This is a genomic window from Allolucifera butyrica (assembly GCF_900476375.1).
GTDB lineage: Bacteria > Bacillota > Negativicutes > Sporomusales > UPPP01 > Lucifera > Lucifera butyrica.
On the sequence record NZ_UPPP01000099.1, the window covers coordinates 1 to 16,653 of the forward strand.

The 16,653-nt window shown below is 48.5% G+C and carries 15 protein-coding genes, 1 tRNA gene and 1 other annotated feature; all 16 genes read left to right on the forward strand.

The annotated features are described in order from the left end of the window. Positions 1-357 (forward strand): EF-Tu C-terminal domain-related protein (locus tag LUCIF_RS20420; RefSeq protein ID WP_503100507.1); only part of this gene is annotated, 357 nt, incomplete at its 5' end. 195 nt (positions 358-552) lie between these two features. Beyond that, positions 553-702 carry a 50S ribosomal protein L33 gene (gene rpmG, locus LUCIF_RS20425; RefSeq protein WP_122629692.1) on the forward strand — a complete coding sequence of 50 codons (150 nt, stop codon included), beginning with the start codon at positions 553-555 and terminating at the stop codon, positions 700-702. A gap of 28 nt (positions 703-730) precedes the next feature. Continuing rightward, positions 731-806: transfer RNA gene (locus tag LUCIF_RS20430), tRNA-Trp, on the forward strand. Positions 807-853: 47 nt separating this feature from the next. Continuing rightward, positions 854-1,069 (forward strand): preprotein translocase subunit SecE, encoded by a 216-nt coding sequence (gene secE, locus LUCIF_RS20435; protein ID WP_122629693.1) that lies wholly within the window; start codon positions 854-856, stop codon positions 1,067-1,069. Between the two features lie 41 nt (positions 1,070-1,110). Next, positions 1,111-1,641, forward strand: a complete 531-nt coding sequence (gene nusG / locus LUCIF_RS20440; protein WP_122629694.1) for a transcription termination/antitermination protein NusG — start codon at positions 1,111-1,113, stop codon at positions 1,639-1,641. 122 nt (positions 1,642-1,763) lie between these two features. After that, positions 1,764-2,189 (forward strand): 50S ribosomal protein L11, encoded by a 426-nt coding sequence (rplK, locus tag LUCIF_RS20445; RefSeq protein ID WP_122629695.1) that lies wholly within the window; start codon positions 1,764-1,766, stop codon positions 2,187-2,189. Between the two features lie 167 nt (positions 2,190-2,356). Further along, positions 2,357-3,061, forward strand: coding sequence for a 50S ribosomal protein L1 (gene rplA / locus LUCIF_RS20450; RefSeq protein ID WP_122629696.1), 705 nt, complete (start codon positions 2,357-2,359; stop codon positions 3,059-3,061). Between the two features lies 1 nt (position 3,062). Continuing rightward, positions 3,063-3,213 (forward strand) — a sequence feature (ribosomal protein L10 leader region). 50 nt (positions 3,214-3,263) lie between these two features. Next, complete coding sequence (gene rplJ / locus LUCIF_RS20455; RefSeq protein WP_122629697.1) at positions 3,264-3,794, forward strand: 50S ribosomal protein L10; 531 nt, start codon at positions 3,264-3,266, stop codon at positions 3,792-3,794. A 58-nt stretch (positions 3,795-3,852) separates the two neighbouring features. Further along, a complete protein-coding gene (gene rplL, locus LUCIF_RS20460) occupies positions 3,853-4,230 on the forward strand; it encodes a 50S ribosomal protein L7/L12 (RefSeq protein WP_122629698.1) in 378 nt (125 codons plus the stop codon). A 359-nt stretch (positions 4,231-4,589) separates the two neighbouring features. After that, on the forward strand, positions 4,590-8,411 hold the full coding sequence (rpoB, locus tag LUCIF_RS20465) for a DNA-directed RNA polymerase subunit beta (RefSeq protein WP_122629699.1): 3,822 nt from the start codon (positions 4,590-4,592) through the stop codon (positions 8,409-8,411). Positions 8,412-8,511: 100 nt separating this feature from the next. Then, the gene (gene rpoC, locus LUCIF_RS20470; protein WP_122629700.1) at positions 8,512-12,459 is read left to right on the forward strand and encodes a DNA-directed RNA polymerase subunit beta'; all 3,948 of its coding nucleotides are present in this window, start codon (positions 8,512-8,514) and stop codon (positions 12,457-12,459) included. 408 nt (positions 12,460-12,867) lie between these two features. Continuing rightward, positions 12,868-13,113 (forward strand): ribosomal L7Ae/L30e/S12e/Gadd45 family protein, encoded by a 246-nt coding sequence (locus LUCIF_RS20475; protein WP_207858181.1) that lies wholly within the window; start codon positions 12,868-12,870, stop codon positions 13,111-13,113. Between the two features lie 95 nt (positions 13,114-13,208). Then, complete coding sequence (rpsL, locus tag LUCIF_RS20480; RefSeq protein ID WP_122629702.1) at positions 13,209-13,583, forward strand: 30S ribosomal protein S12; 375 nt, start codon at positions 13,209-13,211, stop codon at positions 13,581-13,583. A gap of 67 nt (positions 13,584-13,650) precedes the next feature. Continuing rightward, the gene (rpsG, locus tag LUCIF_RS20485) at positions 13,651-14,121 is read left to right on the forward strand and encodes a 30S ribosomal protein S7 (RefSeq protein WP_122629703.1); all 471 of its coding nucleotides are present in this window, start codon (positions 13,651-13,653) and stop codon (positions 14,119-14,121) included. A 19-nt stretch (positions 14,122-14,140) separates the two neighbouring features. After that, the gene (gene fusA / locus LUCIF_RS20490) at positions 14,141-16,219 is read left to right on the forward strand and encodes an elongation factor G (protein ID WP_122629704.1); all 2,079 of its coding nucleotides are present in this window, start codon (positions 14,141-14,143) and stop codon (positions 16,217-16,219) included. Between the two features lie 58 nt (positions 16,220-16,277). Then, on the forward strand, positions 16,278-16,653 hold a 376-nt coding region (locus LUCIF_RS20495), incomplete at its 3' end, for a GTP-binding protein (protein ID WP_207858190.1).

The following is a 16,653-nucleotide window of genomic DNA, read 5'->3' on the forward strand; positions in this document are numbered from 1 at the left end:
GCGCTGCTGCGTGGCGTGGAACGGAAAGAAATCGAGCGGGGACAAGTCTTGTCGAAACCCGGCTCCATTAAACCGCACACGAAATTCAAAGGGGAAGTATACGTACTGTCGAAGGAAGAAGGAGGCCGTCATACGCCGTTCTTCAATGGATACCGTCCGCAGTTCTACTTCCGGACGACGGACGTGACCGGAGTGGTAACGCTGCCGGAGGGAGTAGAAATGGTAATGCCTGGCGACAACATTCAGATGGCAATCGAACTGATTACGCCGATTGCCATTGAAGAGGGCCTGCGTTTTGCTATCCGCGAAGGCGGCCGTACGGTTGGCGCCGGTGTTGTAACCGCTATCAATGCGTAGAACCGGGTTGCTGGGGACGAGTCAGACTCTCCCGGCAAATGTATAAGCTGGATGATAATTGGAAATAAATAAACAGGGGGAAACCCCTGTTTATTTTAATCCACCCGGGTACGTGGTATTGACAGGCTTGATTAATTGTGATAAATTAGATTAGCGATATTCTGAATGCTTATTTAGGTTAGAGAGGTGTACAAGATGCGCAACGCAGTAACATTGGCCTGTACGGAATGCAAACAACGCAATTATCAGACCAATAAAAACAAAAAGAACGACCCCGATAGAGTAGAACTTAACAAATATTGTAAGTTTTGTCAGAAACATACTTTACACAAGGAAACTAAGTAATTTATAATTAGTTCCATATGGATAAAGTAGGGGTGTAGCTCAATTGGTAGAGTAGCGGTCTCCAAAACCGTTGGTTGCGGGTTCGATTCCTGCCGCCCCTGCCAATTTTGTATTTATGTTGACGGCAGTATGAGGACGGGGATGTGAGAAGATGGCAGCCCAAGAAATGACGGTTCAGACCGGGACTTCCCGCTGGAAAAAATTTTTGCGTGAAGTAAGAGCCGAACTAAAAAAAGTGTCGTGGCCTAATCGGAAAGAATTAGTATCTTATACAGGCGTCGTATTTGTTTCCGTGCTTGTTGTGGGTGTTTTAATCTGGCTGGTCGACACCGGGTTTAGCGAAGTTCTGCAGGTAATTATGAAGTAGGCTGGGGGGTGAGGGGCGTATAGTTACGTCCCCTTAGATTGATGGAATCCGAGAAACAATGGTATGTTATCCACACATATTCCGGATATGAAAATAAGGTAAAGGCCAATCTGGAAAAAAAAGTGCACTCCATGGCAATGGAGAACGAAATTTTCCGGGTTCTGGTACCAATGGAAGATGAAGTAGAAATAAAAGATGGTCAGAAAAAGATTTCCAAGAAGAAGGTTTTTCCTGGCTATGTTTTAGTTGAGATGATTGTAAACGACAGGTCTTGGTATGTCGTTCGCAATACTCCCGGTGTGACCGGGTTTGTGGGTTCCGGAACTAAGCCGATTCCGCTCAGCAGTTCTGAAGTTAAACATATCCTGAAGTCTATGGGTATTGAAGAAATAAAACCCAAAGTGGATATTAAATTAAGACAATTGGTACGTATTACCTCCGGGGCTTTCGAAAACTGGACAGCCACCGTGATTGAACTGAATCCCGAACGCGGCAAATTGAAAGTTTTGGTAAATATGTTTGGCCGCGAAACTCCTGTAGAGTTAGAATTCTCCCAAGTGGAGAAAATCTAATAGGGCGTATTTATGCGCCTGATTTTGCCGGATAACCAGAATCAAACATCCGGCGAGTGGGAGGATTTTGTACAAGACAAAATCCGTATCACCACATTTTTTTACGTAAGGAGGTGTAACTAATGGCCAAAAAGGTTGTGAAACTCGTTAAATTGCAAGTTCCTGCCGGTAAAGCGACTCCGGCACCTCCGGTTGGTCCTGCACTTGGTCAGGCGGGCGTCAATATTATGGCGTTTGTTAAAGAATTTAATGAAAGAACGGCTGCTCAAGCCGGTTTAATTATTCCTGTTGAAATTACCGTTTTTGAAGATAGATCCTTTACTTTCATTACCAAGACTCCGCCGGCAGCCGTACTTTTAAAGAAAGCGGCGGGAATTGAGACCGCTTCAGGCGAGCCTAATAAGAAAAAAGTCGCCAAGGTTTCCAAAGCCAAAGTGCGCGAAATTGCCGAATCCAAAATGCAGGATTTAAATGCTGCCAGTGTAGAAGCGGCTATGCGCATGATTGAAGGAACTGCCCGCAGCATGGGGATTGACATCGTTGAGTAAATTGCAATTGTCGGCCCCATGAACTGAATGGCTGTTGCCTGATAATGGCCGGAACTTGCCGGATAAGGCAGTTTTGTACGAAAAGGCTGCCGTCTTAGCCAGGGGCGGTCTTGATAAGTGGGAGGATTTTCCGTTACCACCACTATGTAAGTAGGAGGAATCAAATAATGCCGAAACACGGTAAAAAATATGAAGAAGCGGCAAAGCTGATTGAGGCGGATAAACTTTACGACCTGGATGAGGCCGTGGAGCTTGTGAAGAAAACAGCCAGTGCCAAATTTGACGAAACCGTTGAAGTTGCCGTCAAATTAGGTGTTGACCCTAAACACGCTGATCAGCAGGTGCGCGGTGCGGTAGTGCTTCCCTTTGGCACGGGAAAAACGAAACGCGTCGTGGTTTTTGCCAAAGGGGAAAAGTCTAAGGAAGCCGAACAGGCCGGCGCTGATTTTGTTGGCGCGGAAGATTTAGTGGAAAAGATTCAAGGCGGCTGGGTAGATTTTGATGTTGCCGTAGCGACTCCCGACATGATGGGTATGGTTGGACGGCTGGGCAAAATCTTAGGTCCCCGCGGTCTGATGCCAAATCCGAAAGTTGGCACGGTCACGCTGGACCTTACGCGGGCCATTAATGAAATTAAGGCCGGTAAAATTCAATACCGGACGGATAAAGCAGGAAATATTCATGCTCCCATCGGTAAGGCTTCCTTTGACAGTGAAAAGCTGCTTAAAAATTTCCAGACCCTTATTGATACGTTGATCAAAGTGAAACCGGCTGCGGCAAAAGGCCAGTACCTGCGCAGCATTACCGTGAGTACTACCATGGGACCCGGTATTCCGGTTAACACCCTGAAAGCCCCCGGCAAAAAAGAATAGATTAAAGAATTAGTTTAGGCTGTAGACAGCAGGCACATAATCGTGTTTAATGGATAAGATTCCACCTGCCGAGGCCGGGGATTCGCGGTTCATAGTTATGCTATGAGCGGCCTCCGGTAAATACTGCCGTGAGGCCGTTTTTATTTTCCTTCGTTGAAAGAGCGGAGGCCCAAGGAATCGTTTCACTAAGGAGGTGTATATAATGTCTATAAGATCCGAAAAGGAAGCCGTTGTTGCGGAATTGAAAGATAAGCTAGCCGGCACTAAAGGCGCTGTCCTTACCAGCAACCGCGGGTTAACTGTGGCCCAGGATACCAAACTTCGTCGCAAACTGCGTGAAAATGGCGTGGAATATCGCGTTGTAAAAAATACGATGACCCGTATCGCGGCCCAGGAACTTGGACTGGAAGGATTGGATAAATATCTGGAAGGCCCTACGGCCATTGCTATGTCCAGCACTGATCCGGTTGCCCCGGCGAAAATCATTGCCGACTTTGTCAAAGAAAACAAAGGACAATTTGTGGAAATTAAAGCCGGAGTGGTTGAAGGCAAGGTGATTGATTCTGCAGGAGTGAAAGCTCTGGCCAGTCTGCCGCCGCGTGAAGTGCTTGTTGCGCAAGTTCTGGCCGGCATGCAATCGCCCATTGTTGGTTTGGTCAATGTATTGCAAGGTTCGATTCGCAATCTCGTTTATACGCTGGAAGCGGTTCGTAAACAGAAAGAATCGGCTTAAGCCCAGGTATGGAATTCCTTTTTAAAATAATTGAGAAAGATTTTGGAGGTATTGTAAGATGACTAAAGAAGAAATTATGCAAGCGATTGAGAACATGACCGTTCTCGAACTGTCTGAATTGGTGAAAGCGCTGGAAGAAAAATTCGGTGTTTCTGCTGCTGCGCCTGTAGCTATGGCTGCTGCTCCTGCCGCTGGTGGCGCTGCTGCTCCTGCTGCTGAAGAGCAAACTGAGTTTGATGTAATTCTGACTAGCGCCGGGGCTGCTAAAATCAATGTAATTAAAGTAGTTCGCGAAGTTACCGGTTTAGGCTTGAAAGAAGCCAAAGACCTGGTTGACGGTGCTCCGAAACCGGTTAAAGAAAAAATTGCCAAGGCTGATGCCGAAGCGATTAAGGCCAAACTGGTTGAAGCCGGCGCCGGTGTTGATGTTAAATAATTAAATAAAGATAAGAGCATCCGAGGATGCTCTTATTTTTTTTCCAAAAGTGGTTAATCTTTCTTGACATATTATTTTTCATATGATATCATTTCTAAATGCAGTATACTTAATACTGGGAATCTGCCCGATTGGTCCGTGCAAGTCTAAATTTCTTTTTTCGTAGGTATAATATCGCGATTGGTAGGAAATAGTAATATAATGGAGGATGAAACGAGTCATTTCATCGGGCTAAAAAAGGCAAGGTACTTACCTGAAATGAAGAACCTTGCTTATTTTTCGTATTTATTATATACCTTGTCATATACCGTTATGTAATGGTTTGTCAGTTCAATCTGGGCTAAGGGGTGAAGGATTTAATGTTCAATCCTGTTCCGGTAGGCAAAAGGGTCAGGTACAGTTACGCAAAAATTAATGAAGTACTGGACATGCCTAATCTAATTGAGATTCAAAAAAATTCCTACAACTGGTTTTTAAAAGAAGGATTGCAGGAAATATTCCATGATATTTCCCCGATTCAGGACTTCACGGGTAATTTGGTTCTGTCCTTTGAAAATTTTACCTTGGGAGAACCCAAATATGCGGTGGAGGAATGTAAAGAACGGGACGTTACCTATGCCGCCCCGTTACGGGTTAATGTGCGTTTAATCAACCGTGAAACCGGTGAAATCAAGGAGCAGGAAGTTTTTATGGGAGACTTCCCGCTCATGACGGATAATGGCACTTTCATTATTAACGGCGCGGAACGGGTTATTGTCAGCCAGTTGGTTCGTTCTCCCGGTGTATATTATGGCGAATCCATCGATACCAGTGGTAAAAAATTATACAATGCCACTGTGATCCCCAACCGGGGGGCATGGCTCGAATTGGAGACCGATGCCAATGACGTTATATCGGTACGGGTTGACCGCACCCGTAAACTGCCGGTTACTGTACTGGTCCGCGCATTAGGATTTGCTTCCAACGGGGCAATCCAGGACCTGTTTAACGATGATTCCCGCATTCGGGCTACGCTGGAGCGGGATAATACGGATTCGCAGGAAGAAGCTTTAGTTGAAATTTATAAACGGTTGCGCCCGGGTGAACCACCGACGGTGGATAATGCCACGCAATTATTGGAAACATTATTTTTTGATCCCAAGCGTTACGACCTGGCTACGGTCGGCCGCTACAAACTGACGAAAAAACTGGGCTGGCGCCGCCGCTTGCTGGGCAAAACCCTGAATCAATATATTGCCGATAAAACGACTGGTGAGATCATTGTTACGGAAGGCACTGTTCTTGATGAGAAGGTCCTGAATCTGCTGGAGGAAAAAGGAGTATTCGCCGGGGAGGACCTCATCGAAGTCAAAATCAGACAAAAAGACGGTACTGTTCTTAAAGTGATATGTAATCCTGCCCGCCCGTTTACATACCGGACCATTACCCGCGAGGATATCATGGCTTCCATAAGTTATCTTCTAAATTTAATGGACGGACATGGCAATACGGATGATATTGACCATTTAGGCAACAGGCGGCTCCGTTCCGTCGGTGAATTACTGCAGAATCAGTTCCGTATCGGCTTATCCCGCATGGAACGGGTTGTACGGGAACGGATGACAATTCAGGATGTGGATGTGATTACGCCCCAGGCACTGATTAACATTCGACCTGTAGTTGCCGCCATTAAAGAGTTTTTTGGTTCCAGCCAGTTGTCGCAGTTTATGGACCAAACCAATCCACTAGCTGAACTGACGCATAAACGGCGTCTTAGTGCACTGGGGCCCGGTGGCTTAAGCCGGGAGCGGGCCGGATTTGAGGTGCGTGACGTGCACCACTCCCACTATGGACGCATGTGCCCGATTGAAACACCGGAAGGTCCGAACATTGGACTGATCGGCTCATTATCTACGTTTGCCCGGATTAATGAGTTCGGTTTTATTGAAACACCCTATCGAAAAATTGATAAAGAAAATAAAAAGGTGACGGATGAAGTCTTATATCTGACGGCCGACGAAGAAGATGAAATGATTGTGGCGCAGGCCAACGAAGAGCTGACTCCCGAGGGCTGGTTTAAGGAACCAAGGGTTTCCGTGCGTTACAAGCATGAGATTTTGGTAGTGGAACCGGAAAAGGTTGACTATATGGACGTATCGCCGAAGCAGGTTGTGTCTATTGCAACGGCGATGATTCCCTTCCTGGAAAATGACGATGCCAACCGGGCGCTGATGGGAGCCAACATGCAGCGGCAGGCTGTGCCGCTTTTGAAAACCCAGGCTCCGCTGGTGGGCACCGGTATGGAATATAAAGCGGCCCGTGATTCGGGAGTGGTAGCTTTATCTAAAAATGCGGGTATGGTTGAAAAAGTAACGGCTAACAGTGTTCATATCCGGACGGAGAAAGGGACCCTGGACACATACAAACTTTTAAAATATCTCCGTTCCAATCAAGGGACTTGTATCAACCAGAAGCCCATTGTTTATAAAGGTGAGTACGTGGAAAAAGGCCAGGTTCTGGCCGATGGCCCCTCAACCGACAGAGGAGAGTTGGCTCTGGGTTATAACGTATTGGTTGCCTTTATGCCTTGGGAAGGTTACAACTATGAGGATGCAATTCTCTTAAGTGAGCGGCTGGTTAAAGAAGATGTGTTTACCTCCATTCATATTGAAGAGTATGAATGTGATGCCCGGGATACTAAACTGGGACCGGAGGAAATTACGCGTGACATTCCCAACGTGGCGGAAGAGGTTCTGCGGGACTTGGATGAGAATGGGATTATCCGCATCGGTGCCGAAGTTCGTCCGGGGGATATTCTGGTCGGCAAAGTTACACCCAAAGGCGAGACCGAACTGACGGCGGAAGAACGGTTGCTGCGCGCCATATTCGGCGAAAAGGCGCGGGAAGTGAGAGATACTTCCTTGCGGGTGCCTCATGGCGAAGCCGGTAAAATTGTTGACGTTAAAATATTTAACCGCGAAAATGGCGATGAGTTGCCGCCGGGTGTAAACCAGCTTGTCCGCGTATATATTGCCCAGAAACGGAAGATATCCGAAGGGGATAAAATGGCTGGCCGGCATGGTAATAAAGGGGTAGTATCCCGCATCCTGCCGGAAGAGGATATGCCGTTTTTGCCTGATGGAACACCGGTACAGATTGTGCTAAATCCTTTAGGGGTGCCGTCCCGGATGAATATTGGACAGGTGCTGGAAACGCACTTAGGTTGGGCGGCTCATGCCTTAGGATTGCAAGTGAAAGGCAATGTTGAGGGTCTGGCGGACCGGCTGCGCAGTGTTACCTACGATGTTGACCGGCATGGCTTGCCCCAGCCGGATGTAGCCGGAATCCATTTAGCGACGCCTGTTTTTGACGGAGCCAGAGAGGAAGAAGTGTTTCAGACCCTCAAGGCGGCCGGCTTGCCGGAGAGCGGCAAAACTACGCTGTTTGATGGGCGAACGGGCGAACCTTTTGACAATCCTGTAACGGTAGGCTATGTATATATGCTTAAGCTAGCTCATCTGGTTGATGATAAGATTCATGCCCGTTCCACCGGTCCGTACTCGTTGGTTACGCAGCAGCCTCTCGGCGGTAAAGCCCAGTTTGGCGGGCAGCGGTTCGGCGAGATGGAAGTGTGGGCGCTGGAAGCCTACGGAGCGGCTTACACGCTGCAGGAACTGTTGACTGTAAAGAGTGACGATGTTGTCGGCCGGGTAAAAACCTATGAGGCAATTGTAAAAGGAGAAAATGTGCCTGAACCGGGAGTGCCGGAATCGTTTAAAGTACTGATTAAAGAACTGCAGAGCATTGGACTGGATGTAAAGATTCTATCCGAGGATGCTCAGGAAATTCTGATTCGCGAGTCTGATGAAGATATCAATGAAACTGCCAAAGAGCTGGAATTGAATCTTGGTGGGGAATCGGAACGGCCGGGACCGTTGGAAAGAAAAAATTCCGACTTCGAGCCCGATGCGGTTGATGAATTGGAAACAAGCGACGATCTGGAACCACTGGAAGAAGAACTGGATATTATAGCCGAAATTGGTGAGATGGATGGCGACGGCTTTGATGTTGCTTCCCGGCCCGCTGCTGAAGATGATGATTTTGAGGCTTCACTGAAAAAAAAACTGAAAAAAATTGGTGGCAAGGAAAAGAAGGTTTCATCAAATGATTATTTGGAGGAACTGGACGAAGACCTTGATTAAACGCTTGGACAGTGTCCGGCGATTATAGTGAATCGGTAAATGATATATATAACGGAGTGGTATCGTTGGTGATACTCTCCTGGAAGGGAGCGGTAACCCTTTGCTTGACGTGAATAATTTTGATTCAATGCGTATTGGGCTGGCATCACCGGAGCAAATACGGAAATGGTCCCACGGTGAGGTGAAAAAACCGGAAACAATCAATTATCGTACCTTAAAGCCGGAGAGGGAAGGACTTTTTTGCGAGAAAATTTTTGGTCCGACTCGGGACTGGGAGTGTCATTGCGGCAAATACAAACGGATTCGATATAAAGGTATTATCTGTGACAAGTGTGGTGTTGAGGTAACCCGTTCCAAAGTGCGCCGGGACCGGATGGGCCATATAGAACTGGCGGCTCCGGTATCGCATATTTGGTATTTTAAAGGAATTCCCAGCCGGATGGGTTTAATTCTCGACATATCACCCCGCTCGCTGGAAAAAGTTTTATATTTTGCTTCTTATATCGTTCTGGATCCCGGTGATACCCCCCTCATGAAGAAGCAATTGTTAAGTGAAAACGAATATCGGGAATATCGTGACAAATATGGCAATGCCTTTAAAGTCGGCATGGGGGCCGAAGCAATTAAGAAACTCTTGGAAGAGCTGGACATGGAGAAACAAAGCCATGAGCTCCGGCAAGAACTGAAGGAAGTCAGCGGTCAGCGTAAGATCCGGGCGATTCGCCGTCTGGAAGTGGTAGAAGCTTTCCGCAAGTCAGGCAACCGGCCCGAATGGATGATTCTGGATGTTGTTCCCGTTATTCCGCCGGAATTACGCCCCATGGTCCAATTGGATGGCGGCCGATTTGCCACTTCCGACCTAAATGACCTGTATCGCCGGGTAATCAACCGGAATAACCGGCTGAAACGGCTTTTGGACTTAGGCGCTCCGGATATTATTGTCCGGAATGAGAAGCGGATGCTGCAGGAAGCGGTCGATGCGCTGATTGATAACGGGCGGCGCGGCCGTCCTGTCACCGGCCCCGGCAACCGGCCCCTCAAATCACTGAGTGATATGCTGAAAGGGAAGCAGGGACGTTTCCGGCAGAACCTTTTAGGAAAGCGGGTTGACTATTCCGGCCGTTCGGTTATTGTGGTCGGTCCGGAACTTAAACTGCACCAATGCGGCTTGCCCAAGGAAATGGCGCTGGAGTTATTCAAGCCGTTTGTTATGAAAAAACTGGTGAATGCCGGCCATGCCCATAACATTAAGAGTGCTAAACGCATGGTTGAGCGGGTGCGGCCGGAAGTGTGGGATGTACTGGAAGAGGTTATTAAGGAGCATCCCGTTTTGCTGAACCGCGCTCCGACTTTGCACCGTCTGGGCATTCAGGCTTTTGAACCGGTTTTGTCGGAAGGCCGGGCTATTAAGATCCATCCGCTGGTCTGTACCGCTTACAATGCGGATTTTGACGGCGACCAGATGGCCGTACATGTTCCCTTATCGGCGGAAGCTCAGGCGGAAGCCCGCATTCTGATGCTGTCGGCCCATAATATTCTTTCCACGAAAGACGGCAAACCGGTAGCTACGCCGACCCAGGATATGGTTTTGGGAGCCTACTATCTGACGATTGAGAGAGAAGACGATATTGGTCAGGGCATGGTTTTTGCAAACATGGAAGAAGCCTTGCTGGCTTATTATCACCAGAAAGTGTCATTACATGCCCATATTAAAATGCGGATTTCCGGCTATGGACTGGTGAATACGACGGTTGGCCGTTTGATCTTTAACGAGGCCCTGCCGGAAGAACTGAAAAGTTATTCTCAGAAAGATGGCCAGTGGCATTTGGGCATTTTGATGGATAAAAAACAACTGGGTAAATTGGCTGCCGAATCGTATCGCCGTTTTGGCAATGCTAAAACGGCAACGGTCCTTGACAATGTTAAAAAACTGGGCTTTTCTTTTGCCAGAAAAGCCGGGGTTACCATTGCAATTTCCGATATTAAAATTCCGGAAGAAAAGAAAGAAATTTTGTCCCATACCGAAGCGGAGGTTGACCGGATTGATAAGCAATACCGCCGTGGCCTGTTGACGGAAACGGAACGGTATGAAAGAATTATTGATCTGTGGACCAAGGCGACGGATGACGTAACCGGGGCCTTGATGAATACGCTGGACCGGTTCAATCCGGTGTACATGATGGCGAACTCCGGTGCCCGCGGTAACATTCAACAGATTCGTCAGCTGGCCGGTATGCGGGGTCTTATGGCCGATCCGTCCGGACGAATCATTGACTTGCCAATTAAGGCTAATTTCCGCGAAGGTCTTACCGTATTGGAATATTTTATCTCTACCCATGGCGCCCGCAAAGGGTTGGCGGATACCGCACTGCGTACGGCCGACTCCGGTTATCTGACCCGGCGGTTGGTGGATGTTGCCCAGGATGTGATTGTGCGGGAAGACGACTGTGACATTATTGGCATCAATCTGGTGCGGGAACGGGCCCGTCTGGCTCAGTCAAGCGCTAGTGCCATCGGTTTTCTGAAAGATACACTGCTGGGACGGGTTCTGGCGCAGGACGTGTTGGATCCCAAAACAGCCGACCTGTTATTACCGCGTGATACCGTTCTGGATGATGATAACCTGCGTCTTATTGGTGAAAATGGTGTGCCGGAAATTGTAGTGCGGGGCTTATCCACCGCCACCGAAGAGGATGTGAATCCGTCGGCTGCCAGTGAGACCATTCTTTTGGGCGAACCGGAAGAAAAGATTCGCCGGACTTTAAAAGAATCAATGATTCGTGAGATGATGGGCAAGAATACGACTGAGGCCATCAAATCCGGCCAGGGTGAAGAAATTGTGCCGCCTAATACGCCGCTTACGGAAGATCATATCGAAGCGATTCTGGCCAGCGATGTGCGGGAAGTAAAAGTACGTAATAATAATGTGAAGGGCATTACGGTAGAGGCTATAACGGAAAGCAACAGCGTAATTGAATCGTTGCGGGACCGTATCATCGGCCGCGTTGCTGCGGAAGATATTGTTGATGAAAAAACCGGTGAAATCGTTGCCCACATTAATCAGGAAATAGATGAAGAACTGGCGGATAAAATTGTGGCGGTCCGTGATAAAGTATCGATCCGTTCCGTCCTCACCTGTAAGTCGCAATATGGAGTATGCATCAAGTGTTACGGCCGCAATTTGGCCACGGGACATATGGTGGATGTGGGTGAGGCTGTCGGCATTATCGCGGCGCAATCCATCGGGGAACCGGGAACTCAGCTCACCATGCGTACTTTCCATACGGGCGGTGTAGCGGGTGACGATATTACCCAGGGTCTGCCAAGGGTTGAAGAGCTGTTTGAGGCGCGGAAACCGAAGCGGCCGGCAGTAATTACCGAGATCGAAGGTAAAGTCGAAATAAAAGAAAATAAGGGGATGCGGAAAATTACCATTCTTCCGGCTATGGGAGAAGAACGGCTATACCAGATTCCCTACGGAGCGCGTTTGACCGTAAAAGATGGTGACACGGTACAGGCCGGGGACCGGCTGACGGAAGGAGCTGTCAATCCGCACGATATCTTGCGGGTGCGTGGCTTGAAAGATACGCAGCGGTACCTGGTGTATGAAGTACAGAAGGTTTACAAGTCCCAAGGCGTTGAAATCAATGATAAGCATATTGAAGTCATGGTGCGGCAGATGCTGCACAAGGTAAAGGTGGAAGAGCCGGGAGATACGGAGCTTTTGCCGGGTGAATATATAGATATCAATACTTTTGAAGACGAAAATGCCAAAGCCATAGAAAATGGCGGCGAGCCGGCAGTTGCCCGTCCTATATTGCTTGGCATTACCAAAGCGTCGCTGGCCACGGACTCCTTCCTGTCGGCTGCTTCCTTCCAGGAAACGACCCGGGTACTGACCGAAGCGGCCATCAAGGGAAAGGTGGATCCACTGCTGGGATTAAAAGAAAATGTTATTATCGGCAAACTGGTACCGGCCGGCACCGGTATGAGCCGGTACCGGAATATCCGGATTAAAAAAATGGGCGAAGCTGTAAATGTACAGTAACATGCTGAATGGGGAAGGCAATCCGTTGCCTTCCCCATCCCCCATTATCCCAAGTGCTCTGTTAACCCTAACTCTATAGTGTTCTTGCAAGACATTTACCGCCCTGCTTTGTTGTCGTCGGCTTACATATTGTCGATATGCGCGCCTCCTCCGCCGTGCAGGACGAAAAATCTCTCGCAATTCATCCTACAGATTTAGGGTTAACAGAGCACTAGCCTGCCTGCAAAATTATAATTTAAAAAAATCAAATGAAACACGACGATCCGTGGGCATAGAAAAGAAGCTTATATCAAGAAAAAAAGGCATTTCTGCAATGAAAGTTTCTTGACATTGACTTTGGGGAATGATACTATATTAAAGTGCCTGTAGATAATTTTGGATTTGTTTATTAGCGGAGGAGTGGAGCGAATGCCTCTCACAGCACTGAAAACGGCCAAGAAAGTCATTGGCGTGAAACAGACACTCAAAGCGGTAGAGAAGGAGCAGGTCGCCCTTGTTTACATGGCGGCAGATGCGGATGCGCGTATTATCGCGTCGTTGAAAGAACTTTGCTGCCGGCGGGGTGTGGGTGTTGAGTATGTTCCAACCATGGTGGAACTGGGAAAAGCCTGCGGCATTGAGGTTGGAGCGGCGGCGGTAGGGCTTTTTAAGTAGTTCCGGAGCCCAAAAACGGTTAATATTTTGTTTTTGCCAAGGGGTAAAAACAAAATTATTTAATAAATAACAAGATTGGGGAAGGAGGTGTACTTATGCCGACAATTAGTCAGTTAGTACGCAAAAGTAGAGAAAAAATGGAGCAAAAATCCACTGCGCCTGCATTGAAAGAATGCCCGCAAAAGCGGGGTGTATGCACCAGGGTTTATACAACAACTCCGAAAAAGCCTAACTCGGCATTGCGCAAAGTAGCGAGGGTTCGCTTGACCAATGGCATTGAAGTGACTGCTTATATTCCGGGGATTGGTCACAACCTGCAGGAGCACTCCGTGGTTCTTATTAGAGGTGGCAGGGTGAAAGACCTACCTGGTGTTCGTTACCACATCATCCGCGGTGCGCTGGATACTGCCGGTGTGCAAAAACGCAACCAGGGCAGATCAAAATATGGCGCAAAACGTGCTAAAAAATAAGAATAAGATGATGCGGCTGGGTTAAATCCCGGTCGAGTGGTAACTTGGATGAAGGAGGGAAATAGATATGCCAAGAAAAGGTCCTGTGCCTAAGCGTGACGTGTTGCCGGATCCGGTGTACAACTCCAAACTTGTCACCCGGTTTGTCAATAAAATCATGATGAAAGGCAAAAAAGGCGTAGCTGAAGGCATTGTATATGATGCATTTGATATTGTGCGGGCGAAAACCGGCAAAGATCCGCTGGAAGTATTTGAAGCGGCGCTGAAAAATGTTATGCCTGTACTGGAAGTGCGGGCGCGCCGGGTTGGTGGTGCGAACTATCAGGTACCGGTGGAAGTGCGTGCCGACCGTCGTCTGTCCCTGGGGATTCGCTGGCTGGTGAACTACTCCAGACTACGCGGCGAAAAAACCATGCATGAAAGACTGGCGGCTGAACTTTTGGATGCGGCTAATAGTGCGGGCGCATCGGTCAAAAAGAAAGAAGACACCCATAAGATGGCTGAAGCCAATAAGGCATTCGCTCATTATCGGTGGTAATCCCAAAGGAGTGATGATAGTGGCCAGAAAGTTTCCTTTAGAGAAAACGCGGAATATTGGCATCATGGCACATATTGACGCTGGCAAGACCACTACAACGGAACGCATCCTCTTTTACACGGGTAGAGTACACAAAATTGGTGAAGTGCATGATGGTGCTGCGACAATGGACTGGATGGTCCAGGAGCAGGAAAGAGGCATTACCATAACCTCCGCGGCCACTACTTGTCAATGGAATGGTCATCGCATAAATATTATTGACACACCAGGGCACGTGGACTTTACTGTAGAGGTAGAACGTTCGTTGAGGGTGCTTGACGGATCGGTTGCCGTATTTTGTGCCAAAGGCGGTGTGGAGCCGCAGTCTGAGACTGTATGGCGCCAGGCGGATAAATACGGGGTTCCCCGTATGGCTTATGTCAATAAGATGGACATCATCGGCGCTGATTTTTATCGTGTTGTTGATATGATGAAAACCCGTTTGGGTGCGAATGCGGTGCCGATTCAGTTGCCTATCGGTTTTGAAGATACTTATAAAGGACTCATTGACTTGGTGCAAATGAAAGCGATTGTTTACACCGACGATTTGGGCAAAGTGAGTGAAGCGACAGACATCCCGGAAGATATGCTGGAACAGGCCGAACTCTACCGCCAGAACCTGCTGGATGCGGTGGCGGAAAGTGATGACGAACTGATGATGAAGTACCTGGAAGGCGAAGAACTCACTATTGAGGAAATCCAATCCGGTATTCGGAAAGCGACCATCGCCTGTAAGATGACGCCTGTACTCTGTGGTTCTTCATATAAAAATAAAGGTGTACAGCCGCTGTTGGATGCGGTTGTGGAATATATGCCGGCTCCGACGGATATTCCGGCCATAAAAGGTGTCAATCCGGACACCGGCGCGGAAGGCGAACGGGCTGCCAATGACGATCTCCCGTTTTCGGCGCTGGCTTTTAAGATTATGGCTGACCCGTATGTGGGAAAATTGGCGTTCTTCCGGGTTTATTCCGGAAAACTGACCTCCGGTTCCTACGTATATAATTCGACGAAAGGCAAAAAGGAACGGATCGGCCGGATTCTGCAAATGCACGCCAATCACCGGGAAGACATTGAAATCGTTTATACCGGCGACATTGCTGCTGCCGTAGGCTTGAAAGACACGACCACCGGCGATACGCTGTGTGATGAAAAGAATACCATTATTCTGGAGTCGATGGTTTTCCCGGAACCGGTTATATCCGTAGCTGTGGAACCCAAAACCAAAGCTGACCAGGAAAAAATGGGAACGGCGCTGTCCCGCCTGGCGGAAGAAGATCCGACATTCCGGATGCGTACGGACGAAGAAACGGGCCAGACGATCATTTCCGGTATGGGAGAACTTCATCTGGAGATCATTGTTGACCGGATGCTGAGAGAATTTAAGGTTGAATGCAACGTAGGCAAGCCGCAGGTTGCTTACCGGGAAACCATTCGCAAGACGGTCAAAGCCGAAGGCAAGTTCGTCCGTCAGTCCGGCGGCCGTGGTCAGTATGGCCACTGCTGGTTACAACTGGAACCGATGGAACCGGGACAAGGTTTTGTCTTTGAAAGCCGGATTGTCGGCGGTGCGATTCCGAAAGAATACATTAAACCGATTGAAGCCGGTATCAGAGAAGCAATGGAAAATGGCATTCTGGCCGGATATCCGGTAGTTGACATGAAGGCGATTGTTTATGACGGTTCCTATCACGATGTTGACTCCTCAGAAATGGCTTTCAAAATTGCCGGTTCCATGGGCTTCAAGGCGGGAGCGGAAAAAGCGGGTCCGGTTCTTTTGGAACCGTATATGAAAGTGGAAGTCGTTGTACCGGAAGAATACATGGGTGATGTAATCGGCGACCTGAATTCCCGCCGCGGCCGGATTGAAGGAATGGAAGCCCGTGCCGGTGCACAGGCGATCCGCTCGTTCGTGCCGCTGTCGGAAATGTTCGGTTACGCTACCGATCTTCGTTCCCGGACGCAAGGCCGCGGTAACTATTCAATGGAATTTGACCATTACGAAGAAGTACCGAAAAACATTGCCGAAACCATTATCGCTAAAGTAAAAGGCGTATAGACCCAAATAATTGCGGGATGACATTCATTCTGCGGATATTTAAGGAGGCAAAACAAAGATGGCAAAGAAAAAATTTGAAAGAACGAAACCGCATGTTAATATTGGAACCATTGGTCACGTAGACCATGGTAAAACATCCTTAACGGCGGCGATTACCCTGACGCTTTCCAAATCGGGCGGAGCCGAATTCGTAGCCTACGACCAAATCGATAAAGCGCCGGAAGAAAGAGAGCGCGGTATCACCATTAACACGGCCCACGTAGAATACGAAACGGCAAAAAGACACTATGCGCACGTTGACTGCCCGGGCCACGCCGACTATGTAAAGAACATGATTACCGGAGCGGCCCAGATGGACGGAGCCATCCTGGTGGTGTCGGCAGCGGACGGCCCGATGCCGCAAACGCGGGAGCACATCCTGCTGTCGCGGCAGG